We start from the raw sequence: 26,343 nt of genomic DNA, 5'->3' as shown, positions 1-26,343 counted from the left end.
CGCCACCACGGCCGCCGCGAGCACATGAGTGACACCGTCCAGGCGATCGCCGGGCTTCTCTCACACCAAGAGAGCATCACCCGAATCGATCGGCGGAAGTGAACACCGATCAACTCGGGGCCCTCCACGCACCACCGCCAACCATGCACGAGCTCGTTAGGCCCATTGCCATGTTGTCGAAAACGGCCAGCCCGAGCACGAGCCCAACTGGAATGCCGATCAGCATGCCTACAACAAGCCCTGCACTGATGGACGGTACGCCGGCTTCCTCGTTATTTGTCACACGATCATTGTGCCGAACGAGCCCTCCGGAGACGAGTTTCAATGCGGCCAACTTTCAAGGTCGGCCGGACCTTAAAGAACAGGCTGAGCCTTCTCCTTGTGGACTGGGCAGGCGGACGCGGCCGTCGAGGGGGAGGCTGTGGGTGCCCCGGCCGTCGCCCCGATCTGGTGCAGGATTTCGACGGAGAGCAAGTCCTCCTTGCCCTTGAAGGCGTCCGCGATCACCGGATCGGTGGGGAAGACCATTTCGGCTGAGACATTGTCCTGAACGATCCGGGCGAGATTGTCCAGGGCGACGAAGATCGGGTCGCGAGGAACTTCGACGGTCGGCAGGCCGATCAGGTGGGTGGCGGCCTTCGCCGGATTCATGCATCGCCTGATGATGATCGAAGCCTGGTTCAGCTCGGACGTCGTCCAGATCGACAGCACGACCGTATACAGGTCCTTCCATGCCTCCTCGCCGACCGCGTCCCGCCACTTCCGCATGAGACCTTCCACACCGGAGATCTGCGCCGCGGCCGCGTACTTCATGTTCGTGCGGATACTGGGGTACGTTTTGCCCGAGAACTCCTCGAACGACGCCATGTCGAATGTTCCGCTTCTCACGGAATCACGGATGAACATGAGTGCCTCATCGAGGATCTTCCCGCAGGAGATTTCCAGCTCCCGTGGCAGATTGGCCTCCCCGAGCCGCCGGCGTGCCGTGGTGAGCGTGGCAGCATAACCCTGGAGCGGGCCGATCCAGCCGGCCGCCCCAGGCCCTTCGAACGCAACCATGTCCAGGTCATGGGGATCGATGCGGTCGGCGTTGGGGAGGTTGGGCACCTTGTCGCTCAGGTACGCGGCAATGGTCGAGAAGATGCCCTGAGGTACATGGCTGACCGACTTCGCCAGCTCGAACAGCTCGGGCACCGGGTTGACGGATTCCTGTGGGCTTCCACCATGGATGAGAGTGAACTTGCCGCCCGTGGCATCATTTTGGACAACGATCACAGGACTCAGACGACTGATCAGTTCGGACTTGAGCGCGGCATAGCTCGCACGCATACCGACGTTGGCCGCTCGGATCGCGTCACGGGCCCTCAGCTCGGCGTTCGTCACCCCCGCACCCGCATGCGTGGTGGCGGACGCCGCCGGGGCGATGCCCAAGAGCGCTGCGCCACCGGCCGCCGACATTCCGTCGATGAATCCTCTGCGTGTGACCATTCCCCGTCCTCCCACCCTGCGCGCAGACCGGTGCGCGCCGCCCGCGCAGACTGCGTCGCGCAAGCTTCGGCGACCACCAGTCAGTTTCCCAGCGGGACGCACCCTGAGCGGCATACGCCACGCACGTCTTCATGAACATGCGACACGAGGTGCTCGCCGCCATCGTCAATGGCGGCGAGCAGCCCTCGTGCCGGCCCAGCCGGCACCCGATCACCGCTGGTCATCACCCTCACACCGCAGGATAAGAAGGGTTCACTCTGTGGCGCCCGCCCCCGGAGGCGCATCACGCCCGCCCGGAAGCCCGCCGGTACCAGACGTGGAGTTGGGGGTGGAACACCGGACCCGGTGTCCTCTGCGGTTTCCTTGCGTTATGCCAGGAGAGTGATCTGAACCGAGGAACAGGGAGACGACATGGCCGGACTCCGGCGAAATGCCGCGATGGCGTCCGCAGCAGCCTTCGCAACGCTGATGACCGCGGCTGGCCCGGCTTGGGCCCGTCCTCCACTGCCGCTGCGGATGGACGACGCTTTCCAGCAGGACTGCCTCAAGACACACAACGCCTACCGGGCCCGCCACGGTGCCCCGGCGCTGAAAATCGACCCCAAGATCGTCGACCACGCCAAGAGCCGCGTCAACTACATCTCCCAGTACGAAGGGCTCAGCAAAGGTTACTCGGGATTCACGGGGTACGGAGAGAGCCGCCACTGGTCCGCCACTACCCAGTCCGGACAGATGGGTACCTGCCAGCAAGCGGTGACCGCCTGGTACGACGAGCGCCGCAAATACGACTACGCGCGCCCCGGCTACAGCATGGAAACGGGATTCTTCACGCAGGTCGTGTGGAAGGAGACCACCAGCATCGGCTGCGCGCGGGCTGCCGGCCAGAGCTCGAAGTGGTACGAGACGTACGTGGTGTGTAACTACCAGCCCCCCGGCAATTACCAGGGCCGGTACGAGCAGAACGTTCTCCCGCCCACGGGATGACACCATCGGCGAACAGACCCCACCACGCCCCTCCTGTACAACGGGGGAACCTGAGGGCGGTGGTTGTGGGGTTTTGGGGGGTGGTGGGGGGTGTGGGTGTGTCTCGTTGGCTGGGGTGTGTCGAAGGGGGTGGTGGGGGGTGTGGTTGGGGGCAGCGGCGGGTGCCGCTGCCTCGTCGGCCGGGGGGTCAGCAGCGGGTGGGGCTGCCGTCTTCGTTCTTCATCACCCAGTCTGTCTTCGTGCTGGTGCCGGCGATGGTCCAGGTGATCGAGGGCAGGTCGCAGGGCTTGAGTGCTTTGCTTGTGTTCACCTCGGTGCGCAGTTCGAGTGACTGTCCCGGGTCGAGGTTCAGGGGCACGTTCTTGCACAGCGAGGTGCCCGGCTGGTCCGCCATGGTGTGGCAGGGGGTCTCCACGGTGCGGCCGTCGCGGTCCTGGTAGACCACGTTGAAGCCCCACTTGACGCCTTCGGGGCCCAGCTTGAGGGTGATGTCCTGGTTCCCGATGTGGTGGGCGCCGGTGTTGGTGACGTTCACCCGCGGTACCGCGCTGCGGCCGGGGACGGCGGTGATGTGGGTGACGGGGTGCAGTTCCACCTTGGTGTTCCCCGGCGGGGTCTGGCCGTTGTCACTGCGGAGGTGGGTGACGTGCCAGATTGTGCCGCTGTCGGGGTCGCTGACCAGGGCGCTGCCGTCGCGGCGCAGACGGACGTCGGCGGGCCGGCCAAGGCCGGTGGCGGCCTTGGTCACGGTGCCGTCGCTCAGCCGGATCCGGTTGAGGATTCCGTTGTCGCGGTCGGCGGTGTAGAGGTTGCCGGCGCCGTCCAGGGCGAGGGCCCCTGAGCCTGCGGGCAGGTTCCTGGCGACGGTGGTCAGGTCGCCGGTGCGCAGGTCGACCCGGTAGATGACGTGGTGGTCGAAGTCGAAGGTGTACGCTCCGCCGTTCCCGTCCAGGGCCATGCCGGAGAGCGAGCCGGGGGCGACGACGACCTCCTCTTTCTCACCGGTGGTCAGGTTGACCTTGTAGACGGTCTTGTTGGCCTGTGCGGTGGCCACGTAGGCGTGTCCCTGGCCGTCCAGTGCCAGGCCGTTGGGGTTGAGGAGGTCGGCCACCTTGGTCTTCTCGCCGGTCTCCAGGTTCACCCGCCACAGGTGGTCGTCGTTGTAGTCGGCCAGGTAGGCGGTGCGGTCGTCGGCGAGGGCGATGTCGGCGTGACCGAGGCCGGTGGCCACGGGGTCGGGGTCCTTGGTGCGGGTGGCTGTATCGACCCGCCACAGGGATCCTGAGCCGGAGCGGTCGAAGACGTAGAGCGTCTTGCCGGTGCTGTCCTCGGCCGCCGAGACCGGTTCGCCGGTGCCAGTGGCGATCCGACGGCAGGACGCCGAGGGGCAGGAGCGGACCGCGACCGAAGGCGAGGCCGTATCCCCCTCCGACGGCGCGGCCGGGGCTGCCGTGGCCGGCATGCCGCCCAGAGGGGAGAGGGCGGCAGCCGCGAGGGCTGCGGCCACCCACCGTGCCCGCCTTCCCTGTGCCCCGCCCCGGGCGGCCCTGCTGAATACCATTGCCTGCATGAGCGCACACTCCTTGTTCACCGGGTGCGTGGAGAGCAGGGAACTTTTCCCGCCAGAGGATCACCAGTGCACCCCTTTCACCGGTGATGCGCGCTATGGCCGCCGGGCAACCCGATGCGCCGGCCGGTTGGGACACGGTGGCCCCCTGGGCAGCGGATAGGTTTTTAGTGGTGAGGAGGCCGGGCGCTCTGGGCGCCCCGGGGGGCACAGGGGTGTCCTGCCGTGTGCCCCGGTGTTTTCTTGGTGGCTCCGGAACAAGGGCCTTGGGGCCCGGCATGACGGTTGACCGGGCTGATCGGATGACCATGCCGTTGCTTTGGGGTGTGCCTGGTGCGGGGCGGGACATCACGGACGTCCTTGAGGGATCTGTTCTTTCAAGCCGGTTCGAAACCCCTGCCGCACTGCAACGGTGACTGGGCATGGTGTACAAATCGATTCGCCAAGTATCGCCGGACACTCCTGTTGATGCCCAGACTTCCCCCACTGCCGCACGAGAACGGCAGTGGGGGAAAGAGAAGGGACAGTCACATGAGAGATCTCAGATTGAGGGCCGGTGCAGTAGTTCTGGCTCTTGCCGTCAGTCCGGTTCTTTACGCGGGGTCATTCGCCACGGCGGCGAATGCCGCACCGGTGGCGGCGGTTCAGCAGGAGGTGAATTGCCCCTCGGCCGGATGCCGCGAGATGGTGAGCGGTGTATCGGCCTGGGGTGCGGCTCTGGACGAGAGCGCGAGCAAGCTCTATGTCGGCGACGAAGCGGCCGACAAGCTGTGGGAGGTGGACCTGGTCAGCGGGCGCAAGTACGAGGTGGCCGCGGGCATGGACGCCCGCGGTGTGGCTGTGGACGGGGCCGGGTCGGCGTATGTCGCCGACCCGCACCGCGACGTGCTGTGGCGGGTCGATCTGAACCGGGGGACCAAGGAGAGGGTCGCCGAGGGCATGGGAGACGCGACCGGGGTGGCCCTGGACGGCTCGGGCAAGGCGTACGTCACCGACACCTGGAACGACAAGCTGTGGGGGGTCGACCTGGCCACCGGCAGCAAGCACGAGGTGGCGACCGGTCTGGGAGACGCCCAGGGTGTGGCGCTCGACGGTGAGGGGCGGGCCTACGTCACCGACTCCTGGAACGACAAGCTGTGGGAGGTGAACCTCACCAACGGCAGGAAGGCGGAGATCGCCAGGAATCTGGGCGACGCCACCGGAGTGGCCCTCGACGGTGACCGCCAGGCGTACGTGACGGACTCGTGGAACGACAAGCTGTGGCGGGTCGATCTCGACCGGGGAACCAGGGAGAATATCGTCACCGGTATGAAAGACCCGCAGGAGCTGGTCATCGACCAGAGCGGTCACTTCTACGTGGCCGACAGCGGCCGCGACGTGGTGTGGCACATCACCGGCCACAGTGTGACCCCTCCCGGCCGGACCCAGGTGTCGCTGATCCCGGTGCCGTTCCGCGAAGCCGTGCCGGGTGGCGTCGCTTCTCCCGCGGTGACCGTCACCAACACCGGCTCCGTGCGGGCCGGTAGGACGGACGTCGTCCTGACCCTCGGCCCCGAAGGTGTTTCCTGGCTCAACCCCCAGGAAATCTACGTGACCCAGGGTGAGACCGAGCGCAGGACCCAGTGCACCATCGACTCCCACGACAGGCGGCAGGCCATCTGCAAGGGTGTCAACCTGTCCCTGGACCGCGGCCGGTCGGCTGAACTGCATACCGAGGTCCGTACCAGTTCCGCGCTCCGGCCCGGGGAGATGCCACGGGTCAACTTCCGTATCGGGGAAGCGTCGGCCGATGCCGACTTCCTCGTGGTCGATGGGCGGGCCGGCCACAGCGAGGGCTGAACCCCCCACGCGCCTTGCCCGCCCCCAGGGCATGGTGAGGCGCTGACAGAAGTCCCCTCACTCCCGTGAGGGGGCTTCTGCGCCATGGCGGCGAAATAGACACGAAAACCTCGGAACTCACCGCCCCGGGCAGGGCTTCCCGGTCGTGTGCCGAGCGGGCGAGGGCATGGGCCACAGTGGCCGGACACGGCCTGGAACACCTTTGCCGGCCGCTTTCTGCGCGCAAGGTTCATACAGCAGAGCCAAGGTTCATACAGCAGAGCAGAGCGCGGCGGGAAAGTATGTGTCCCGCCCTCACGCAAGGAGTGAAGAGCGTGCTCACAGCCATGCGGCACCATTTTTGCAGGAGCGGTACGCGCCGGGGGCGGGCCGGGGCCGCGACGGTGGCCGGCGGTCCCACCCACGCGTCCGCCGCTGCTTTGGAGCCGGCGCCAGAGCCCTGAGCGGCGGCTGCCGCGGAACCCGGCGGGCACGACGTTGCCCTCGTCAGCGCGATTCGCGGTGAGCCGGCGGCGCCGAAGGCCGTGGTCACCCCTGCCGGCAGGAGCCGGGCCGCCACGCAGGGCGTCACCGTGAGCCTGGGCCCGCGTGGTCTGTCCTGGCCGGGCCGGCAGCAGGCGTACATCCGCGGCGCCACGACCGGGAAGAACCGGTGCCCGATCAGCGAGAGCAACGCGCGCTAGGCGTGGTGCAGGGCAGTGAAGCCCTCCCCGGGCCCCGGCCCCGGGCCCCGGGCCCCTCCCCGGGCCCCGGCCCCGGGCCCCTCCCCGGGCCCCGGCCCCGGGCCCCGGGCCCCTCCCCGGGCCCCGGACCCCGGACCCCGGACCCCGGCCAGTCGGTCGGTCTGCGCACGCAGGCCGCCTCGAACCCGGATCCGGAGCCGGGTGAGATGCCGCGCGTCCGCCTCCGGGCCGGGGCCACGGTGCGGACGCCAGCACGGTGACGACCAGCCCCGACGGTAGGCCCGCCAGGTGCCGTCACCGTGCTTGAGCGCAGGAGCCGGTTTCGTACCGCCCTCCTGCCCCGCGTTGCCGCGTCGCCCCTGACGGCCGGCGACGCGGCGTGACTGCGCCCTCGTCGTCCGGCCGGGTGTGTTGCTCCGGCCGCAGGAGAGGCACCTGGGCAGGGCCGTCCTGCATCAAGGGCTCCTTTGGTAGCGCCCCCTTGCGTGCGTGGTGTCCGGCCGCCGGACACCCGCCGCCCGCAAATCCCCCTCGCCCGCATCGAAAGGCGCAGCACTGCCGTGGAACACCCGCCGAACGCACATGACCGTTCCCGCCCGCCGCACGTATCGGGGGCAGCGGGCCGGCCCGTGGCTTTTGCGGGCCGGGAAGCGGACCCCGGGAGCACCGGCCAAGAAGGCGGGTGGTGCCGGCTGCGCATCGCCGGCGGCCTTGGGTTTCGCGCCGGGGCCGCGCTGGCACGCGAGCTGTTTCGCGCCCGGTGCACCCGATGGCGGTCCGCGCAGGGATGCCGTAGCACGCACCGCGCGCGCCCACGGCGCGAGGCTGCGGTGAACTTGCTGCCCCCGGGCCCGGGCCCGTCCAGGAGCGGCACGGCCCCGGCCCGGCGGTGGGCGGGCCTCAGCGCCCTGTTCACGCTTGCCTTGGCCCTGAGGCTCATCGCCGTCGACCGGGCCTATGACGTCCACGTGGACGAGTGCTACTACGTTTCGATCAGCCGGTCCGTCGCCGCGGGCGACGGACCGGCCTTCCAGGGCGACTACTTCGCGCTGCACCCGCCGGCGCTGTTCGCGGTCATGGCCGTCGTACTGCGCCTGTCCGGCGACACCGGGGACCCCGGCGCACTGCTGACGGCCGTGCTGTCCCTGCGGCCGGTCAGCGCCTGTACCGGGGCGGTGACCGTCGTCGCGGCCACCGCCCTGCTGCGCCGTGCCGTTCACGCTCCGATCGCCTGGGCGGCCGGCCTGCTGCTGAGCATGGACCCCTTCCTCAACCGTTTCGACAGCCGCGCGTTCCTGGAGTCGCAGGCCATGGCGGCCACGGTGCTGGGCCTGCTGGTTCTCGCCCGCCTGCCCGCGACAGTCCGCCGCCGTACCGTCACCGGCGCCGCGGCCGGCGCCCTGTTCGCCGTCGCCGTGACGACCAAGGACTGGTACGCGCTCTTGTCCTTGGTCCCCGTCACCCTTCTGGCCGTCGCCGGTGGGCGGCCGGCCAGGGGCATGCGGCTGACCGCCGCCGCCGTCACCGCGGCAGGCTACGGGCTCTATGTGGGCGTGACCGCCGCCACCGGGGCGTGGGACGCCTGGAGGCAGCAGAAGCTCGACGGCCTCGCGCGGGCTCTGGGCGTCAACCAGCTCACCGGTTTCAACAGCCCCCACAACACCACGGATCTGCACGAGCGGCTGCTCGCCCGCACCGGTGTCTTCGCTGTCTCCTACAGCCTGATCCTCCTCGGGGCGTGCGCCACCTTCTGGCTGCTGTGGGTCCGTCACCGCCAGCCCGCACGGTACGCCGGCTCCCCGGCCCGAAGTGTGATCACCGCCTGCGCCGGCTGTACCTTCACGGCCCTTCCGTACACGGTGTTCTTCGGCACCCTGGAAGAGCAGATGTTCTATCCGCCGCTGGTGGCCGGCGTCCTGGCCCTTGCCCTGAGCGCTGATGCGGCTCGCTTCCGAGACGTCCGCACATGCCTCGGCCGCTGGACCCCGCACTGGCGGGCCGCGGTTCTTCCCCTGGTGTTCACCGCCCTGGCCCTCGTCCTGGATGCCAGGGTATGGGCGGAGGTGCACACCCGCCGGGACGACGCCCACCGGCGGCTCGCCCAGTGGGTCACCGCTCATGTCCCGCCCCACCAGGTCGTTGCCGCCACCGATGACACCGTCCCTCTCGTCCTTCCGCGCGCCCGGGCCCAGAAGTGGAGCGTCCCGACGCATGAGGGCGGCCGCCGCGCGCATTACGTGGTGGTCTCGCGCCAGCTCGTAGAACAGGGCTACACCCTGATCGATCCGGCGTCCTACGCGATGCTGGGCCGCCGAGCTGTCCTCGTGCACCGCGAACCGGGGGCCACGGCCGGCGCGCTGGAGGTCTACGACGTGCGATCCCTGAGGGGTTCATGACGAAGGTCTTCGCTTCGATGACCCGGCTCCTGCGAAACCGCCCAACCGCCCTGCCCGCACCGCACCTACCGGGCCCCCGGCACGTCACGGCCGTCGCTGCCTGCCGCTCGGTAGAGCCGCAGTTGTGCCTCGGCCACCGCGTCCCAGTCCAGGTGACGGACGCCGGCAGGGCCCGACGCGCCCAGGGCCCTGCAGCGCTGAGGATCTTGAGCCAGCGCCACCAAGGCCCTGCTGTAGGCGGTGACGTCCCCGGCAGGGACGCGGACGCCGACCTGGTCGGTCACCAGGTCGCGCAGGCAGGGGATGTCGAAGGCCAGGACGGGGGTCGCGGTCGCCAGCGCCTCGGCGGCGACCATCCCGAAGGTCTCATACCGGCTGGGGACGCACACCAGGCGTGCGGTTGCCAGCAGTTCGAACCGGGCGCAGCCGTCGACACGGCCGAGCCACCTCACACGGTGTCCAATGCCCAGGCGCGCGGCGAGGGCCCGGGCGCGGCCGGTGTGGGGTCCGTCCCCCGCGATCAGCAGATCGCAGGTGATGAACTCAGCGGCCCGTGCGTATGCGTGCAGCAGGAGGTCCAGACCCTTGGACGTCATTTCCAAACGGCCCAGATACACCAGGTGTTGCCTGGGCGCGCCGGGACGGGCCCGTAGCGCGGCAGGGTCCAGCCCGTTCGGCAGGGCGATGGTCCGTGCGCCGGGGTGACGGCGACGCAGCTCGGCGGCGAGCCCCTCACTGACGGCGACCAGCGTGGTGTGCGACCTCAGGCCGTACCGTTCCACCAGGTGGAACGGCAGGTGGTACTCGCGGGCCTTGTCCCGGGCGGACAGCCACTGCACCAGGCCGACGACCGGCAGACGGGTCAGACGGGGAATGGCGACGGAGGCGAAGGGGGCGGCGAAGTCCTCGACGACGACGTCCGGGCCGGTACGTCGCAGCAGGAAGGGAAGGCCGGCTGTGATGGCGCCGAAGTAGGCGAGCTGGCACAGGAAACGGCTGCCCGCCAGCCGCCCCGGGCAGCGCGGCAGCGGCACGTACCGGACGCCGTCGAGGACCGCGGGGGTGGCGCCCGCCCAGGGCGCGCAGACGGCGGTGACCTCCACACCACGAGCGGCCAGCCTCCGGTTGACCTCATGCGTGCGGACCGACCCGCCGCCCGCTCCGGGGCAGCGGGGGTCTTCGAAGGCGAGGTGCAGCACCCGGTAGGGCCCCGGCCGGCGCGGGCGAGAGCGCGTGGTGCACAGAGCGGCGCTGAGGACGAGGAGGGCGATGAGGCACCACATCGGTGTGCTGGAGCGCACCGTCCACAGCAGCCCGCAGGCGAACACCGCCAAGGCGAGCGGCGCACCGGCTCCCGCCGCACCACCAGGAACCCTCACGCGCCGCCGGACCAGGGCGAGGACCGTACCGGCGGTGGCGGTCGTAAGGGCGGCGGCGGACCAGGCGAGAGCGGACAGGTGCGCGGCCGAGGCCGCATACAGGGGTACGGCGAAGGCTCCCGCCGCGACAAGCAGGGCGAGCAGCGGCCTCAGCGGCCCCCACGCCAGGAACACGGTGACGCCCACGGTGAGCGTGGCGCCCGCGACCCCGGCCACACACAAGGGGACCAGCAGGCCGCCGGACGAGGCGGGGAGAGCAGGAAGCACCACGCACAGCAGTGGAGGAGGGCAGGTCGCCACCAGTGGTGCGATGGCGGCCACCGCCCTCCAGTGCTGCCGCATGGCGGCGCGCAGGTGCGCGCCGCCCGCCCGGCTGCCGGCGGGCACGGCGGCCAGACGCGTCAGCAGGACCGCGGCCAACGAGGCCGCCACGAACATCGGTACGCGCGCTACGACCAACAGGGCCTGGTAGGGCGCGAGGGCGGCGTCGCCCGCGCACACCGCAGAGGCGACGACGATGTCCAGGGTGGGCACCAGGCACACCAGGCTCTGCACCAGGCCCACCGTGACTGCTCGCCGCCACAGTCCGGCTCGGTCCGCGGCCGCAGGATCCGCCCTGGCAGGGCCGGCCGTCCCTGGCCGGCGCCCGGTCACCGCCGCGGCTGCGGCGCTCGCCCCCGCGGCGAACGCGAAGGCGGCGATGGCCCCGGACGCTGCCCATCCGGCGCGCAGGGCCACGAGGGTGGCGACGCCGCGCAAGGCGACCTCGGCAGGCCACAGCGCGGCCAGCCAGCCCCAACGCAGCCGCCCCTGGAGGACTCCCGCGCCTGTCGCGTTGACCCACATGGCGATGGACGCGGCCGTGACGGCGGCCAGCAGCGCGGGTGGCGCGTAGGAGGCACAGGCCGCGCACGCCGCAGCCGCGCACGGCAGGGAACACATCAAGGCGATCCGCAGACAGGCCCCTACGGTCCGGCCGCTTTGCGCACGGTGGGCCAGTTCACGCGTCATCAACGCCGGCATGGTGGCCCCCGCCAGCGTCCCCACGGCGAGCAGCAGGGTGGATGCCGCGGCGTAGCGCACGTATTCGGTGGGGGGCAGGAGGTGTACGACCAGCAGTGACAGCCCGTAGTTGGCGGCGCCCGTAAGGAGCGCGGCCCCTGTGAGCAGGGCGGCCGCGCGTGATGAGGGGGCCTTCCCGGCGGCCGGGTCCGGCATCGCGCGCAGGGCGGTCACGGGGTGCCGGACCCGGGGCGGGAGCGGTGGCGGCCCGCGCACCGGTGCGACGGCCCGGTGCCGGCTGCACGCCGATGAGCCGCTGGGGCGGGGCGGGAGGGGCAGCCACGGGGGGAGGAAGACATCGGGATGCCGCTTTTCGTGATGAGGGGCGGGTGGGACCGGAGCGGGCGTGGCCGGTGGCCGGTGCGCTTTGCTCGTGACCAGAGCGGTGAGAGACACCCGCAGGCGGCGGACGAAGTGCGCGCGTGGGGCAGGCGGCCTCAGCCGGTCCGGGACAGGCGCGGTCTGCGGCGCAGGGACAGCACGCCCTGACGCGGCTCCTTTTGCGGGCCGCGACCCGCTGTGCTGGGGTGGCGTTGCCATCCCAGCAGGTCGCCGGGGCGGGCCAGGCGGACGCGGACGCGCGGATCCTTCGCGTCGAGCCCCATCCTGGCCAGGATGGCGTGTGCGTCGTATTCGTCCGCGCCCGCCAGCAGCAACGCGGCCTCCGCACCGCGCACCGTGATCAGGTCGGTGACCCGCAGCGCACCGCTGTCCGCACGCAGCAGCAGACGGTGCGGGAGGGTGACCACAGCGCAGGCGTCACTGATCGGCCCGCTGCGGTCCCGGCCGCAAAGCCGGGTCTGCTCGGCGCTCAGCGCAGCCAGAAGGTGAGCGGCGGTGGCGCTCCAGGTGAAGCGGCCGGCCCATGCGCGGCAGGCCAGGTAGAGGGCAAAAGCCTGCTGCGGGTCCGCGACGGTTCGCAGCGCCAGGGTCAGTGCGCTGGCCAGATCCTGTTCGCCCTCGCGCACCAGCCACCCGGTGGTGCCATGGCGCACGACGTCCCTCAGCCCGGGAACGTCATAGGTGACCGCGGGCACGCCGGCCCCGGCCGCCTCCAGCACCGACAGGCCCCATCCTTCGTGCGGTGAGGTGACGGCCGTGATCCAGGCCGAGGCCACCAGGGCGTCGCGGGCAGCTGCCGGCAGCCGCCCGTGGAAGACGACGCACTCCCCGACCCGCAGCCGCTCAGCCAGTCGTGCCAGGCGCTCACGTTCCGCACCGTCACCGATCAGGTGCAACTCCACTGCCGGCATGTGCTCCCGCAGGGTGGGCAGGGCGCGGATGAGATGGTCGAGGCGCTTGTGGCCTACCAGCCGGCCCGTACACACGATGCGTGGCCGCACCGCCCTGGCCCCCGGGCTGACAGCGCTCAGCCCGGGGGGCGCCAGGTACACCGGCCCGCGCAGACGCAGCAGCGTACGGATCTGCGCGCGCGACGAGGGGGAGACCGCGCAGATCGCGCGCCGCCCGTACACCAGCCGGCTGCCCGCCGCTTCCAGCCACCGCCCGACGGCGGCCAGCGCCCGCGGGAAGAAGACTGCGAACTGCCGCTGGTGGACATGGTGGATGAGCAGGACCACGGGTGTGCGACGGGGCAGTACCAGGGGCGTGAAGAAAGGGATGCCGTTCTGGGAGTCGATGACGCCGTCCACACGGCGGCGGTGCCACGCGAGCCACAGCAGGGTGAAGGGATAGACGGAGAACCGGCCGCCGCCGCGCACCACGGTGCCGTACGCTGCCTGCTCCCGCCGGGCGGCTCGGCGAGGACGCGCCGTCACATAGGTGACACGTACGCCGGCGTCGTGGAGCTGCTGTGCGACCTGCTCGCAGTAGAGTTCGGCGCCCCCCGTGTCCGGGTGCTGTCCATCGCGCCAGTTGCACACCACCACGTGCCGGCCCCGCCAGCGCGTCACATCGGGGAACGTCCTGTGCAGGCTCATCACGCACCCCCTGCCCTGACGGTACGGTCCCTGTGCAGCCGCCACAGGTCGGTGGCCACGTGCAGCCCGTCGGAGGTGGCACGGAAGCTGGAGCCACGCCGGTCGCTCCACACCACGGGGAACTCCACGATGCTCAGGCCGAGCGCCCGGGCCCGGGAGATGACCTCCAGGTCGAAGGCGAAGCCAGTGCTGGACATGTCGGTGAACAAGGGGCGCGTGGCGGCCGTGTCGAAGAACTTGAGCCCGCACTGGGTGTCCTTTACGGGCCCGGACAGGTGCCGGGTGAGCAGTCGGAAACCGGCGCCGCCCACCCGCCGGTGCAGTGGCTGACGAACCGCCAGGCAGGCGCCCGGGCAACGGCGGGAGCCGATGACCACATGCCGGCCCTCTCGCAGCAGAGCCAGCGCATCGTCGACCGCGCTGGCCGGGACGGGAAGATCCGCGTCGCAAAAACCGGTCCACCGGGCCCGGGAGGTCAGCACGCCGCGCGTGACAGCTGCTCCCTTGCCGCGCTGGGAACACCCGGTCACGGTGACCGCAATGCCGGAGGCGGCGAGGTCGTCCACGCATGCGGCGGTGCTGTCGGAGCTGCCGTTGTCGATGACTCGAAGCGCCGTACGCAACGGCAGGCGCCGCAGATGGGCCGCCAGCGTCCGCACGGTGGCGGGCAGGCGAAGCTCCTCGTTGTAGGCCGGGATCAGGATCTCCAGGTCGATCAGGGCCTCCAGGTCCGGATCGGCCGGCGGTCGAGTGTCCGGTGGTGGAACGAGCGGTTCTTGCATGAGACCTCCCTGTTGGGCGCCGACGCCTCGGCGGGATCGCGAGCCGAGTGTCCCGACACGACGGCCCCGTCCCGTCGCACACCCTGCGGCCGGCGTTTCCGGTTGTCAGGACATGGAATTGCGGCATACACATCGCAGCGGACCGCTGCCGAAATGAAAAGCGCCCTCCACGGGATTTGGCCGCGCTGTCGAAGATATTCCACGGCCGGACACCATGTAGAGAAATCGTTTCTGCGCCCCTGCCGGGAGGGGCGCACCGCCCGCACGCAATTCTCCGTACCATCCGGCCCCGCGCACGCAGCTGGCCAACTCCCGGGCGCGGGGCGCATCTCCAGGAAACCCGTGCGGCGCGCAGGCACCAGCGCATTCCCCCAGGACTTCCCGGAATCGGCACCCCTCACGCACGGGCTGCGGAAATCGGGCTTCCGTCAGGAAATCATTGGACAGGGTGGCCGGTTCGTGAATCCCCATGCCTCTTCTTTACTGCAGATTGCCCATTGCCGTTCTTGGGCGTGGAAAAGCAAGCTGGTCTCCGGCCTGCATGGCCGAGTGTGTGAAGGATCCACTTCGAACGAGGACGATTCATGGGAAACGCCGACCGCCCGGAACAACTGCCTCACTCAGGCTCGTGCTTGCTGCGCCCTGACGGCGAGCACGCCGTCAAGGACACGGTCGCGGTGCTGGCCGGGGAAGTGCTGAGGGATCCGTCGATGGCGCATGGGCAGGCTCAGAGGCGGCGCGACGATGTCGTCCGCGAAGACGTGGGCCTCTGGCTGACCGCACTCAGCGCTACCGCCCCGGCTGCGGACCTGGAGGAGCTCTTCCGCGCCCGGGCCGCCGCCCACGCCGCCGCCGGGCTCCGGTGCGAGGAAGCGCTCGTCCAGCAGCAGGCCTGTGCCAGCGTCCTTGCAAGGGCACTGGCGAACCAGACCCCGGCGCACTCACCGCAGCGGACGCATTGCGCCTACGTTCTCAAGGAGCGGGCTCTCCACACCCTCAGGATCGCCACAGTGGCGATCATCGAACGCTACCGCTCACCGGCGGAGCCGCCGGGACCACCGCAACCGCAACCGTCATCCGGCAGCGCCCCCCGGCGTCTGGTTCCCGCACATCGGGCGGCTCCCCGGTGGTGTGTGGCCGCCACCCAGCTCGGCCACGGCACCAGAGCCGCCCTGCAGAAATTCCGAGCGCTCAACCCGCAGGCCCTGGTGGCCGTCACGGGCACCAACGTGACCGCCTTCACGCAGGAGCGGCCGAACATGCCTGAACTGTTCGGCCCCTACGGGCTGGTGCTGATCGAGGACGGTGACACCATGCGCGCCGCCCGCCGAGCCGCCCTCGCGGCTGTCATCGCCCGGCACTACGGGGTGAGGGTCGACACCAGCGAGGTGCTCCCGCTCATCGCGGCGCTGGACATGGCCCCCGACGAACGGGAGTCCTTCCTCACCTCGTGCCTGGGGCCGTTGTACACCGACCTCCGCCACCGCTATCTGCTGGAAACCCTGAGCACCTACCTGGCCCAGAACCTGTGCGTCAGCGCGGCGGCGCGCAGCCTGTACGTGCACCGGCACACCCTTGCCTACCGGCTGCGCTCTATCGAGAGCCTCGCCGGTGTCGACCTCAACAACCCCTTCGACAGGATGCGAGTGGAGCTCGCCCTCATCCTGAGCCGGGCGTCGGGGTGGTCGGTGCCCCGGGCACGGGCGGGCTGACCTGCTCAGGACCCGGGCCGGCTCTGCGGACGTGTGATCACCCGTAGCAAGCACACTCGAATGGCCCTAACCCGGAACAACACATGTCGCATAGTGTCTGAATCAGATGCTTTTCGGGCGCTGCGGCCTCTCTGCAGGTGAGGAGCTGGGCCCACCTGCCACGGTTACCGCTTGACGAGCCCACAGTGAGAGGTGACGCCGTGTTCGCTGGCCTATCCACCCTCCCGTCGCAACGCCGGCACTTGTGTCCGAGCAACACCGCCGACACCCCACCCCACACCACTGATCTCACCGAGGCCCTACGGCACTTGTGCATGCACGTAACCCACCTGGTGGAACGTGTCCACGCCGAGCTGGGCCACAGCGACGGCACACAGGACAGCACCGCGCAGGACAGCACCGCGCAGAACACCCGCGTCCACCCTTCCCCACACGGCATGGGGGAGGAGGAGCACGACGGCGCCTTCGGCAAACCCTTGCGCCCACACCGCCCCCACCCGCCCGGCGAAACAACCGCGCAGGACAGAACGGGCCTCATCGAGCGCACCGTGACCGAGACGGTGCTGCGAGCACTCACCCCTCACCTCGTCCAGCACCACCGTCCGCGCCAGGCTCCCGGCAACGCCGACGAACAACTGCCGCCCACCGCAGGGGGAGCCGTCCCCGCCCTCCTTGCCCATCAGGGCCACGACGGCGCCGCGCGCGGCACACCGGGCGAGTGCGCACCGGCCATGCTGCGCACCTTGCTCGATCCCCGCCCTCCACACCAAGGGCCTCCGGCGCTCGCCCCGCACGTCCTCACACCCCTGAACCACTGCCTCGTCACGGTGGCCCTGGACGAATCTCGGACCCGGTGTGCGCTCTCCCGCCTCAGAGGGGACAACCCGCATGCGCTCGTCGGTGACGTCGACGGCCGCGTCATCCTGTTCAGCGCCACCTCACCGGTGTGCGAAGGCCTCGACGTCCTGTACGCGGTGGCACCCGTGGACAACGGCGACACAGCACAGGCCGTCCGCCTTGCCCGCCACACCCTGACCATCGCCGACTCCTACCGCGTCGGGCGCCTTGACGCACGAGAAGTCCTCCCCTTGACCGCCCTGCTGGCACAGAGCGACGGCGAGCGTGAGACCTTCCTCTCCCACTGTCTGGGACCCCTGCACACCGACAGCCAGCACGCTCACCTGCTCGCCACCCTCAGCGTCTACCTGCGCCACGGCATGTGCGTCGCCACCGCGGCCCGTGCGCTGTACGTCCACCGCCACACCGTGCAGTACCGGCTACGCCGCGTGCACGAACTCACCGGCCTGGACGTCAGCCAACCGCTCCACCGGTTGCGCGCGGAACTCGCCCTTCTCCTCACCGGCGCATCCGAACAGATCGGCGATCCACCACGCAAGAAGCGCCGGCGAGGAGCTGGGCTGGGCACCTGAACATGCGCGGAAGCCGTGGTGGTGCGCCGCAGGCGGGCTGCCCCACCCCCTTGCCTTCCGCACGCACTGAGCTCTCGGGCATCCGGGCAGGGCAACACGGTGAACGCCCCTGCCCGCTGCTGACCTGCCCTGGCGTGCCGGGCGCCACCTGCCCCGACTGCCGAGCCACCACAGCGGTCTCCTCCTGAAACGACCAGGTGCGACACGAGGCCGCTCCGCGCAAGCAAGGACCGCCACGTGAAGCAGGCACCGGTCGGCTGCACTGCGGGGCGGTGTCCACGGGACCGCCCCCGCGCTCACCCGCGCCGCCGGCAACGCCAAGGTGGCAAGCGCAGCGTTCAGCTCCAAGGGCCCCTCGGCCACTGGGGAGCCAGAGGCGAGGAGAGGGCCGGACGGGTGAACGCGAGCCAACCCCTGACGACACCCCGTGGTTCCAAGACCGCGCGACGGCAGGCCGGTGCCGGTTACCGGACCTGGCGCTGCCAGGCACCGAGCGGCCCCTGGGAAGCTGAAACCCCCGACGGGAGGACACCGCTGGCCCCGCGGTGAGGAAGGCGCCCGCCCCAGCCCTGACGTACGGGTGCGGAACGTGGGAACCCCCTCAAGGGGCGACCCAGGAAGCACAGACCGGCGGGTCCGAAGGCCAAAGGGAAACGGGAGAGGCGGCCTTCGCCTGTCCCTGGCCCAACTCGCCGGACACGGGCCCTGGCGGCCCGGCCCGAAAGGGAGCCCACCTGGATCAGGCGAGCCTGTGAAGTCACCACGGCAAGGAAGCCGGAACCCAGGGAGAAGCCGGACACCGGAGGTGAACAGGGAGATCACGCCGCCGGCCGCGATACCTGTGCCTGCGGTGAACGGATCGGGGGACGGTCTACTCGACCGGCACGGGGTCGACTGGGCCACCTGCGAGGAGAACGTACGGCGGCCGAGGCAGAGGATCTGCAAGGCGACGCGGGAACCGGCTCATGAGGGGCTGCCTGCTTGGCCACACCGGCCCAGTCGGCAAGAGCACCGGCATGGCCGCCCGGGGCGCGGCGCATAACCGCACTGTCGGGGCCGCAGGTTGTCGCAGGCGGTATCTCTGCCGCCTGCCGCGCGTCCCCGCACAAGGAGGCGAACATGCACATCTTCTCTACAGCACGGGGCGCCCGCACTCGCATCGCGGCGGGAACGTCCGTCCTCGCGGCCGTCACCGCCCTGACCGCGATGGCCGGCACCGCGGCGGCAGACGACCAGGAGTCCCTGCACAGGTTCCCGCCCGACTGCTTCTACCAGCGCGGGGACGCGCTGTTCCCGGCCAACTGCGGGCCACTGGACCTGGCGGCCGTCCCCGGACAGAGGACCACTCCGGGTGACAACGCGGTCCCCAAGATCACCATCCAGAACAACAACGCGCATCACTTCTACAGCCGGGACATCACCCTCACCCTGGGGGAGGGGCTGCACTGGCTGAACTGGAAGGAGATCTACATCACCGTCAACGGCGAGACCCACAAGACCAGCTGCACCGTCCAGCCCGACGACCCGTCCAAGGCGCTGTGCGAGCGCGTGAGGCTCCACGACCTCCCGCCCAACGGGCAGCTGGAGCTTCGGACCGAGGTCGGTACCGACGGCGGACTGGCCCCCTGCCGGACCCCGAAGGTCACCTGGAAGGTCGGTGACCGCACGGTCGACTCCTACGTCACCATGAACAAGCCCGACGGCAACTACCCCCACTGCTGACCCCACCCGGCGGGTGCCTGCTGTGCACCAGGCACCCGCCGGTTCGGCACGTCGGGGCGCGGTACCGCTGTCCTCCTCGGCGCTCTCGCAGGGCAGCCCACCCGTGGGCCAGGTGCGCCACGGGTGGGCTGCCTGCTGCCGAGCGGGTGACGCAGCGGGCGCCGCCGCAGCCGTCGGCCGCAGCCGTCGGCCGCGGCCCCAGCCGTCTGCGGGCCCGGGCGATCGCCGCCGCCGGCACCCGCCACGGCCTCTGCCACCACCGCCCCCGCTCCAGCCCTTGGGCCGGCCGCTGGGCAACCTCCTCATCGCTCTGCCCGCAGAACAGACACCCGGCGAGCACGAAGGACACCACCACCCGGGCCGGCAGCAGCCGCGACCGCTGCTCCGCACGCCCCCACCCGACGACCACCCCATCGACCCGCTCAGGCGGCAACGCCCGCGTCAACACACCCAGAGCGACACGGTCCGACAACCCTCTCGCCACCGGCCGCGAGGCCTGTGCCTGCGGTGAACGGATCGGGGGACGGTCTACTCGGCTGGCACGGGGTCGACTGGGCCACCTGCGAGGAGAACGTACGGCGGCCGAGGCAGAGGATCTGCAAGGCGACGCGGAACCCGGTCATGAGGGGCTGCCTGCTTGGCCACACCGGCCCAGTCGGCAAGAGCACCGGCATGGCCGCCCGGGGCGCGGCGCATAACCAGACTGTCGGGGCCGCGGATTGTCGCAGGCGGATCTTCCTTGCGCCCGCTCCGCGCCCCAGAAGGAGACGAAAATGAGCATCTTCCCTACATCACGGGGCGCCCGCACTCGCCTCGCGGCGGGAACGTCCGCCCTCGCGGCCGTCACCGCCCTGACCGCGATGGCCGGCACCGCAGCTGCCGCCGACCTGGACTCTCCGCCCGCAACCGGCTGCTACTACAAGAGCGTCTACCACTGGACCAACTACAACCCGACCAAGTGCGGGCCACTCGACCTGGTGGCCGTCCCCCGGCAGAGGGCCACTCCGGGTGGCAACGCGGTCCCCAAGATCACCATCCAGAACGAGAACGCGCACCACTTCTCCACCCAGGACATCACCCTCACCCTGGGGGAGGGGCTGCACTGGCTGAACTGGAAGGAGATCTACATCACCCACCGCAGCCAGACCCTGAAGACCAGCTGCACCGTCCAGCCCGACGACCCGTCCAAGGCGCTCTGCAAGGACGTGAAGCTCTGGCCCCTGAGACCTCAAGGCAACCGGCTGGAGCTTCGTACCGAGGTCGGTACCGACGGCGGACTGGCCCCCTGCCGGACCCCCAAGGTGACCTGGCAGGTCGGTGACCGCTCGGTCGACTCCTACGTCACCATGAACAATCCCGACGGCACGCAGCAACCCTACTGCTGACGCCACCCGATGGGTGCCGGCTGCGCGGCCCGCACCCACCCGTCCCCCGGGGCCGATTCCCAGACCGACGACGCCCCGGGCGGACGCGGATGCCCGGCCGGTTCCGCGTGCGCCACGTCCAAGCCCCGCAGCAGGCGCTGAACATCGCGGCACAGAAGCCGAGAACCGGCCACCTGCCCCGCGGCCGGAACGACGGGTGCCGACAGCCGGCCGGCCACCACCCCCTCACCGTGACGGCGACCGGCCCTACGGCTTGTCCGCCAGGACAGGGCCCACTGGGCCGGTACGGCGGCCTCGCCGGCGCCCCGGCAGCGCCGCCGGCCGTGAACGAGGCACGGGAAAGAGGAGACCCACTCCACGCGTACACCACCGACCACACCGACGGCGTGCTCCTCGAGGTGGATGAGGCCCCGGGCCGCAAGACCACGGCCGTCACCGGGCTTCGGCAGGCCGGAACCGTCTGCGGGGGCGCCGGAGTGCGCCTCGGGCCGGTGGAGCGCCGAGCCGCCCACCGGGGCCCAGACCGGCCGGAACAGGAAAGTCCGCGGCGTCCCGTGTACGACGCGGGGCATCGCGGGCCCGACAGCCACCTCCGACTTCGACTTCAAGAACCCCGGCACCCACCCGGACCGCTGCTGGGTCGTTCCCGCGACGGACACGACCCAGGCCCCGCGGCGCCGGGATGATCCACACGACAGGCCCAGCACCTGTCACCCTCGGCCCCTGGCCCGTGCCCCTCGCGGCGTCAGGGGCTCTGCCGTGTTCCGGCGGGCCTGGCGACCGCGCGGTGTCCCGACTCCGGCGCGGATGGAGCCGTACGGGGCACGGCTCGGGGCGTGCGGACGCCCGCGGTACGGAAGGGGCGGTCCACGCCTGACTCCGCCGCCGCGAGGAGCGCCTGCGGGCTGCGCTCCCTGCGGCCCCGTGGGCCCGCCGGGGCCCCGGCCCCGTGCAGCGCCGCCTCCTCGTCCGACACGGCACCGGCTGACGAGGGCCCGGCCTGCTCGCGGTGGCCCCGCACGGACCTCCCGGTGTCCGCCGTGAACACCGGGGCCCGCGGCGGCGGCAGGCCCGGGTGTTCCTCGAACGTGCCGTCCCTCTCCGTGTCCCGCCCGGCGTTCAACCCCTCAGGAAAGCCTCAGGAAAGAGATGAGCGGCCCTTCGGCCGGCCGTATGCGTCCCGGTGACGATGACTGGCCATCTCGTCGGGTTTGTCTCCGCTTTCCTTGTCGGCCACCGCAGCGCATTCCACGCTGTGACCAGAGCCAATTCCGGCCGGCTACGGGAGAGAAGGAAATTCACCATGAGGAAACACACGACCGTGGTCGGCGCGATGGCCGCGTTGACCCTCGCGCCCCTCCTGCTCGCGGGACCGGATGCCACGGCGGCAGCCGCCGCGCCCGGGGCCGCTGCCCGGCAGGCTCTGGTGGACTGCCCCTCGGACGACTGCCAGATGGCCGCCGAAGGGGTGTCCGCCTGGGGCGTGGCCCTGGACGAGCCCGCCGGCAAGCTGTACGTGGGCGACGAGTTGGCCGACAAGCTGTGGGAGGTGGACCTGGGCAGCGGCCGCAAGACGGCGGTGGCCGATTACATGGACGCCCACGGCGTCGCTCTGGACGGGGCCGGCTCTGCGTATGTCGCCCACTTGTGGCACGAGGCGCTGTGGCGGATCGGTCTGGAGGACGGCAGGAAGAGCGGAATGGTGGCCCAGTACCTCGGCGCCCCGACCGACGTGGCGCTCGACGGGCAGGGACACGCCTACGTCACCGACGTCAAGGGCGACAGGCTGTGGGAGATCAACCTCAGCAGCGGCGAGAAGAGGGAGGTCGCGACCGGGCTGGGTGACCCGCAGAGCGTGGCGCTCGACGGGCAGGGACACGCCTACGTCACCGACTCCGCGGCCCACAAGCTGTGGGAGGTCGATCTCGCCGGCGGCAGCAAAACGGAGATCGCCGGGGACCTGGGTGACGCCATGGGCGTAGCCCTCGACGGTGACCGCAACGCGTACGTCGCGGACTCCCTCAACAACCGTGTGTGGCGGGTCGACCTCGACCGTGGCTCCAAGAGGACCGTCGTGGCCGGCGTGAGTGACCCGCGAGAGGTGGTCATCAGCTCCCAGGGCCACCTCTACATCGGCGACACCGGCCGCAAGGCGGTGTGGCGCGTCACCGGCCTCGAGGTCACGCCGCCCGGCCGGCCCCAGCCGGAGCTGAAGGCCATTCCCCACATCAAGGCCGTGGCGGGCGGTATCGCCACCCCGCGCGTCACCGTCCGCAACACGGGCTCGGCGCCCATCGGCAACGCGGACCTCACCCTCACCCTGGGCCCGGCGGGCGTCTCCTGGCCGGACAGGCCGCAGGTCCACGTCACCGGACCGGACAACCGCAAGCAGTGGACGCCGTGCACCGTCAACCCCCGCAACGAGACAGAGGCGGTGTGCAAGGACGTACCGCTGTCCCTGAAGCCGGGCCGGTCCACCGAGCTGGAGACCCGGGTCCGTACCAGCCCCTCCCTGCGGCCCGGTGAGATGCCGGGGGTCCACTTCCGCATCGGAGAGAAGTCCGCATACGCCGACTTCCTCATCGTCCGCCGATAGACGCCCCACCCCACCCCGGCCGCGCGGAACCACCGAGCGGCCGGCCACCCGGAAGACAAAGGAGTGTCAGATATGAGTACTGCAGCGCATCGCCCCATGGCCCGGATGAGCAGCACCCGCCCACGCCGCCTGCGGAAGGCCACCACCGCCACCGCCCTCCTGGCCGCCCTCGCGACGGGCGGCGGTCTGGCCGCCGGAACCGCCACGGCCGCCACGCCCCCCCAGGCGGCGGCCGTCCACCTGACCGTGGAGGACGTGCCCTTCGTCAGGGCGACGCCGGGGGACCCGGCCGAGCCCATGGTGAGGGTCACCAACACCGGCAACAGCCGGATCGCCACCCAGAACGTCACGCTGACCCTCGGCCCGCGCGGGGTGTCGTGGCTGGGCTGGCAGGAAGTCTACATCGTCCGCAACGGCCGCACGGAGAAGAACCGCTGCTCCCTCAGCGACACCAACCCCAAACAGGCGACCTGCAAGAACGTGAAGCTCTCCCTGGAGCCGGGCCAGTCGATCAACCTGCACACCGAGGTGGCGACGAGCCCCACCCTCAAGCCGTGTGAGATCCCGCGGGTCCACTTCGACGTGGGCGGCATCGACTCGGCCAACGCCAACTTCATCATGGACAACCCGGACGGTACTCCCGCGCAGTGCCACTGACCGGACCGGATACCGCCGGTCGCCACCGAGCGACCGGCGGCACTCCGCCCCCAGCCCCGCCCGTCCCCGCGTCCCCAGGGCGGTGAAATCGTGGACGCGATCCGCTATGCCGTCGATACCGGCTGCAAGTGGCGGGCCCTCCCCAAAGACTTCCCGTCCTGGCGTACGTGGTGCGGATTCATGGCCCGCTGGGCGGCTGCCGGTGTCATCGGGCAGGTCCGCGAGCCGTCGGGCGGTTGCGTGACGGTAGTCGTAGCTGGACCGGCAAGCGAGACCGCGCTCTGCTGACCTTGCGGCTCGCAGCAGGGTCCGTGCGACCGATGGTGCGGCCACCGGGGCAGGGCATCTGCCGGTGGCCGCACCTGGTCTGCGGTGAGGCGGGTCGCCTCGCCGCTGAAGGGAACCTCAGTTGACGCAGTTGGTGACGCTGATCTGCGGATTCAGCGGGTCGGTGCCGTCGACGCGTACCGTGCTCGAGCCGCCGCAGGTGTAGTTGACGCCCTCGGACGTCGTCAGGGATGCGGGGCCGCGGGTAGTGACCTCAACCGTCGTGGCGGTGAGAAGGATCTCGGTCTCGCTCCGCCCTTTGGTGTCCACGCTCACGTACTTCCCGCCCGCTTTCACGGTCGTGTCGCACTGGCCGGCGCTGTAATCCCGGAAGGAAAGCGTCGCCGTGTCGATCTCGAAGTTGTTCGGACCGTTGCCCATACAGCCGAAGCTGACGGTGGTGCCCAGGGCGGTTGTGATGTCGGTGTTGCAGTTTCCGGTCTGGTCGAAGATCAGCCTGGTGCCCGAAACGGTGGGTTTGGTCTGGCCGTTGCACTGGATCTGAACGCTGACCAGCTGGCCGTCGGCCGTCAGGTTGCAGTTGACTCGTACGGTGGCGGTGTCACTGATGTCGACGCATCCCGTGGGCAGCGGGTCGGCGGTGGTGGTGGCCGAGGCGGTGGCCGGGAAGGCCATCAGCCCCACCACCAGCGCAACAGCTGACAGCAGCGCGCGTATCAGGTGTCGTGGTGCCTGCATGGACGGCTCCTTGAAGTTGAGACCGGGTGCGGCGCGCAGAGTGCGGACAGCTGTCGCGTGATTCGGCGAGCGCCGCCCGGCTGCCAACCGGCGTTGACGAACTCCTGGGTTGAAGCAGGTGATCGGCTGTACTTGGACAGGAAAGGCCGCAGACGTGTGGCCGCACACCCGCCGGCCACAGAGCCCGAGCGCGGCGGGCATGCTCGTGTCAGCGGGGTCAGGTCGCATTGCGGGTGAAGCTCAGGCCGAGGTTGGTACCCGTCTGGGTGTTCAGCCCGCCCTTGCCGCAGGCGGTCTGGTCGGTGGCGATGAGCTGTTCGGTGTACAGCATGCGGCCCGGGTGGATGAGCGATCCGCCGGTGGTGTCGGCGGTGGTGGCGGCGACGTTGTTGCCGTTGATGCGGGTGATGACCGCGGGGTCGTTCACGTCCAGGCCGACGACGGTGCTGCCGATGACGTTGCCGTCGTTGTCGTGCCACTTCCAGGTGAACTTGCCGGTGGAGTTGCCGCCGAGGCACGAGAGGACACCGTTGCCGGAGTACACGTACGTTCCATAGGACAGGTCGGGCACGTCGGACACGCAGTTGCCGACCGTGCCGGTCTCGTTGACCGCCGTCTGGTGCGGCACGTAGGTGATCGGCTTCGAGAACTCCTGCGTGCTGTTGCCGGTCAGACACTCGATAAAGGTGCCCGTGCTGTCGGCGTGCGCAGGCGGGGCGAGCACGATGGCGGGCGCGGCCAGCAAGGCCACGCCGAGGAGCGTGCGCAGGGTGCGGGTGGGCATCGACGGTTCCTCCTACTTCTCACCGCCCGTGACGGGAGGCGAGCATTCGGTAGTGCCGGACAACGCGCCGACATCCTCCACCTCTACGGCCACCCGCGACAGCCACAATCCGGTCACAAGGCGTCGGCACGGCCCAGGCTCATGCCGGCCTTGGGGGCGCCTTCCCAGCGTCGGCCTGGTCTCCCGACGTACCGGCCCAGGGGCTTTCATGCGCATCCTGTTCGTGGCGTCCGTCTCCGCGCCCCACCTGACTCCGATGGTTCCGCTGGCCTGGGCCCTGCGGGCCGCCGGGCACGACGTGCAGGTGGCGTGCGACACCGACACAGCCCCGGCGCCCTGGCGCCGGGGCTCACCGTGGTACGGGTGGCCACGCAGGACGACGGATTCGGGCGGCGGCACCGCGCAAGCGTGCGAAGGGTGCCCGGTGAGCCGCACTACCGGGGAAAGAACGCTCTGCCCCGCGTGTTCGCCGAGAACTGAGCTGCCCCGAGTTTCGTAGAGTCCGGTGATCTTGGTTCAGGCGGACTGCGGAGTCTGCCCCTGGCTCCGCCGGAAGGCTTCCTCGTACTCGGCGGGCGGAACGTAGTCGAGCGCGGAGTGGAGGCGCTCTTCGTTGTACCAGGTGATCCATTGGAAGATCGACCGCTCGACCTGGTCGACGTCCTTCCAGGGGCCCTGCATCTCTATGAGTTCGGCTTTGAAGGTGCCGTTCAGCGCCTCGGCCATCGCGTTGTCGTACGAATCCGCGACCGACCCGACGGAGGCAGAGGCGCCGATGTCGGCGAGCCGGCCGGTATACCGGATTGACACGTATTGACCAGGTTCAACCAGTCGTAGCAACACTCCTGATCAGAGAGGTGTGTTGTGGGACGTCCAGCAGGTTGGATGACGGAGTTGACGGGTCGGTCACC

The 26,343-nt window shown here is 70.4% G+C and carries 18 protein-coding genes and 1 pseudogene; 10 read left to right on the top strand and 9 right to left on the bottom strand.

Annotated elements, in window-relative coordinates; all coding sequences use genetic code 11:
* Positions 1-354: 354 nt before the first annotated feature.
* Positions 355-1,488 (bottom strand): hypothetical protein, encoded by a 1,134-nt coding sequence (locus ACWDZ4_RS33760; protein WP_451512212.1) that lies wholly within the window; start codon positions 1,486-1,488, stop codon positions 355-357.
* Positions 1,489-2,004: 516 nt separating this feature from the next.
* On the opposite strand from ACWDZ4_RS33760, the gene ACWDZ4_RS33755 reads away from it, so the two are divergent.
* Entirely contained in the window at positions 2,005-2,472 is a 468-nt protein-coding gene (locus tag ACWDZ4_RS33755) for a CAP family protein (RefSeq protein WP_451512211.1), read from the top strand.
* Between the two features lie 187 nt (positions 2,473-2,659).
* Here ACWDZ4_RS33755 and ACWDZ4_RS33750 read toward each other — a convergent pair whose 3' ends face one another.
* Positions 2,660-4,042, bottom strand: a complete 1,383-nt coding sequence (locus ACWDZ4_RS33750) for a Vgb family protein (protein ID WP_451512210.1) — start codon at positions 4,040-4,042, stop codon at positions 2,660-2,662.
* 681 nt (positions 4,043-4,723) lie between these two features.
* Between ACWDZ4_RS33750 and ACWDZ4_RS33745 the strand changes: the two genes are divergently transcribed.
* Both ACWDZ4_RS33745 and ACWDZ4_RS33740 read left to right on the top strand, forming a co-directional pair.
* Positions 4,724-5,878 carry a Vgb family protein gene (locus tag ACWDZ4_RS33745; RefSeq protein ID WP_451512209.1) on the top strand — a complete coding sequence of 385 codons (1,155 nt, stop codon included), beginning with the start codon at positions 4,724-4,726 and terminating at the stop codon, positions 5,876-5,878.
* Positions 5,879-7,484: 1,606 nt separating this feature from the next.
* Positions 7,485-8,957 carry a hypothetical protein gene (locus tag ACWDZ4_RS33740; protein WP_451512208.1) on the top strand — a complete coding sequence of 491 codons (1,473 nt, stop codon included), beginning with the start codon at positions 7,485-7,487 and terminating at the stop codon, positions 8,955-8,957.
* A 65-nt stretch (positions 8,958-9,022) separates the two neighbouring features.
* On the opposite strand, the gene ACWDZ4_RS33735 is transcribed toward ACWDZ4_RS33740, so the two are convergent.
* From ACWDZ4_RS33735 to ACWDZ4_RS33725, 3 genes are all read right to left on the bottom strand, one after another.
* Positions 9,023-11,572: a glycosyltransferase gene (locus tag ACWDZ4_RS33735; protein WP_451512207.1), complete on the bottom strand. Its 2,550-nt coding sequence runs from the start codon at positions 11,570-11,572 to the stop codon at positions 9,023-9,025.
* Between the two features lie 263 nt (positions 11,573-11,835).
* Complete coding sequence (locus tag ACWDZ4_RS33730) at positions 11,836-13,338, bottom strand: glycosyltransferase family 4 protein (protein ID WP_451512206.1); 1,503 nt, start codon at positions 13,336-13,338, stop codon at positions 11,836-11,838.
* The gene (locus ACWDZ4_RS33725; protein WP_451512205.1) at positions 13,338-14,120 is read right to left on the bottom strand and encodes a glycosyltransferase; all 783 of its coding nucleotides are present in this window, start codon (positions 14,118-14,120) and stop codon (positions 13,338-13,340) included. The genes ACWDZ4_RS33730 and ACWDZ4_RS33725 overlap by 1 nt, the downstream gene beginning before the upstream one ends.
* A 632-nt stretch (positions 14,121-14,752) precedes the next feature.
* Between ACWDZ4_RS33725 and ACWDZ4_RS33720 the strand changes: the two genes are divergently transcribed.
* The 3 genes from ACWDZ4_RS33720 (at position 14,753) to ACWDZ4_RS33710 (ending at position 18,984) form a co-directional block, all read left to right on the top strand.
* The gene (locus ACWDZ4_RS33720) at positions 14,753-15,832 is read left to right on the top strand and encodes a PucR family transcriptional regulator (protein WP_451512204.1); all 1,080 of its coding nucleotides are present in this window, start codon (positions 14,753-14,755) and stop codon (positions 15,830-15,832) included.
* A gap of 314 nt (positions 15,833-16,146) precedes the next feature.
* Complete coding sequence (locus tag ACWDZ4_RS33715) at positions 16,147-17,262, top strand: PucR family transcriptional regulator (protein WP_451512203.1); 1,116 nt, start codon at positions 16,147-16,149, stop codon at positions 17,260-17,262.
* Positions 17,263-18,381: 1,119 nt separating this feature from the next.
* A complete protein-coding gene (locus ACWDZ4_RS33710) occupies positions 18,382-18,984 on the top strand; it encodes a hypothetical protein (protein ID WP_451512202.1) in 603 nt (200 codons plus the stop codon).
* Here ACWDZ4_RS33710 and ACWDZ4_RS33705 read toward each other — a convergent pair.
* A complete protein-coding gene (locus ACWDZ4_RS33705; protein WP_451512213.1) occupies positions 18,944-19,393 on the bottom strand; it encodes a transposase domain-containing protein in 450 nt (149 codons plus the stop codon). The two genes, ACWDZ4_RS33710 and ACWDZ4_RS33705, sit on opposite strands and share 41 nt — an antisense overlap.
* A 364-nt stretch (positions 19,394-19,757) precedes the next feature.
* Between ACWDZ4_RS33705 and ACWDZ4_RS33700 the strand changes: the two genes are divergently transcribed.
* The 4 genes and pseudogenes from ACWDZ4_RS33700 to ACWDZ4_RS33685 all read left to right on the top strand — a co-directional run.
* Positions 19,758-20,369 carry a hypothetical protein gene (locus ACWDZ4_RS33700; protein ID WP_451512201.1) on the top strand — a complete coding sequence of 204 codons (612 nt, stop codon included), beginning with the start codon at positions 19,758-19,760 and terminating at the stop codon, positions 20,367-20,369.
* 1,303 nt (positions 20,370-21,672) lie between these two features.
* Positions 21,673-22,965 carry a hypothetical protein gene (locus ACWDZ4_RS33695; RefSeq protein ID WP_451512200.1) on the top strand — a complete coding sequence of 431 codons (1,293 nt, stop codon included), beginning with the start codon at positions 21,673-21,675 and terminating at the stop codon, positions 22,963-22,965.
* A gap of 72 nt (positions 22,966-23,037) precedes the next feature.
* Complete coding sequence (locus ACWDZ4_RS33690; RefSeq protein ID WP_451512199.1) at positions 23,038-23,622, top strand: hypothetical protein; 585 nt, start codon at positions 23,038-23,040, stop codon at positions 23,620-23,622.
* 9 nt (positions 23,623-23,631) lie between these two features.
* Positions 23,632-23,847, top strand: a pseudogene (locus tag ACWDZ4_RS33685) (transposase); the annotation flags it as partial.
* A 180-nt stretch (positions 23,848-24,027) separates the two neighbouring features.
* On the opposite strand, the gene ACWDZ4_RS33680 reads toward ACWDZ4_RS33685, so the two are convergent.
* The 3 genes from ACWDZ4_RS33680 to ACWDZ4_RS33670 all read right to left on the bottom strand — a co-directional run bounded on the left by ACWDZ4_RS33680 (position 24,028) and on the right by ACWDZ4_RS33670 (position 26,242).
* Positions 24,028-24,849 (bottom strand): hypothetical protein, encoded by an 822-nt coding sequence (locus ACWDZ4_RS33680; protein WP_451512198.1) that lies wholly within the window; start codon positions 24,847-24,849, stop codon positions 24,028-24,030.
* Positions 24,850-24,865: 16 nt separating this feature from the next.
* The gene (locus ACWDZ4_RS33675) at positions 24,866-25,432 is read right to left on the bottom strand and encodes a hypothetical protein (RefSeq protein ID WP_451512197.1); all 567 of its coding nucleotides are present in this window, start codon (positions 25,430-25,432) and stop codon (positions 24,866-24,868) included.
* 516 nt (positions 25,433-25,948) lie between these two features.
* Positions 25,949-26,242, bottom strand: a complete 294-nt coding sequence (locus tag ACWDZ4_RS33670) for a transposase (protein ID WP_451512196.1) — start codon at positions 26,240-26,242, stop codon at positions 25,949-25,951.
* Positions 26,243-26,343: the final 101 nt, after the last annotated feature.

The organism is Streptomyces sp. NPDC003016, assembly GCF_053591455.1.
This window is presented reverse-complemented; position numbering and strand designations above follow the sequence as displayed.

Excerpts from the sequence above, each read along its gene's own strand:
- ACWDZ4_RS33760 (WP_451512212.1), bottom strand. The coding sequence starts at position 1,488 with ATGGTCACACGCAGAGGATTCATCGACGGAATGTCGGCGGCCGGTGGC.
- ACWDZ4_RS33755 (WP_451512211.1), top strand. The coding sequence starts at position 2,005 with ATGGACGACGCTTTCCAGCAGGACTGCCTCAAGACACACAACGCCTAC.
- ACWDZ4_RS33750 (WP_451512210.1), bottom strand. The coding sequence starts at position 4,042 with ATGCAGGCAATGGTATTCAGCAGGGCCGCCCGGGGCGGGGCACAGGGA.
- ACWDZ4_RS33745 (WP_451512209.1), top strand. The coding sequence starts at position 4,724 with ATGGTGAGCGGTGTATCGGCCTGGGGTGCGGCTCTGGACGAGAGCGCG.
- ACWDZ4_RS33730 (WP_451512206.1), bottom strand. The coding sequence starts at position 13,338 with ATGAGCCTGCACAGGACGTTCCCCGATGTGACGCGCTGGCGGGGCCGG.
- ACWDZ4_RS33725 (WP_451512205.1), bottom strand. The coding sequence starts at position 14,120 with ATGCAAGAACCGCTCGTTCCACCACCGGACACTCGACCGCCGGCCGAT.
- ACWDZ4_RS33715 (WP_451512203.1), top strand. The coding sequence starts at position 16,147 with ATGCACGTAACCCACCTGGTGGAACGTGTCCACGCCGAGCTGGGCCAC.
- ACWDZ4_RS33710 (WP_451512202.1), top strand. The coding sequence starts at position 18,382 with ATGCACATCTTCTCTACAGCACGGGGCGCCCGCACTCGCATCGCGGCG.
- ACWDZ4_RS33700 (WP_451512201.1), top strand. The coding sequence starts at position 19,758 with ATGAGCATCTTCCCTACATCACGGGGCGCCCGCACTCGCCTCGCGGCG.
- ACWDZ4_RS33695 (WP_451512200.1), top strand. The coding sequence starts at position 21,673 with ATGAGGAAACACACGACCGTGGTCGGCGCGATGGCCGCGTTGACCCTC.
- ACWDZ4_RS33690 (WP_451512199.1), top strand. The coding sequence starts at position 23,038 with ATGAGTACTGCAGCGCATCGCCCCATGGCCCGGATGAGCAGCACCCGC.
- ACWDZ4_RS33680 (WP_451512198.1), bottom strand. The coding sequence starts at position 24,849 with ATGCCCGCCGCGCTCGGGCTCTGTGGCCGGCGGGTGTGCGGCCACACG.
- ACWDZ4_RS33675 (WP_451512197.1), bottom strand. The coding sequence starts at position 25,432 with ATGCCCACCCGCACCCTGCGCACGCTCCTCGGCGTGGCCTTGCTGGCC.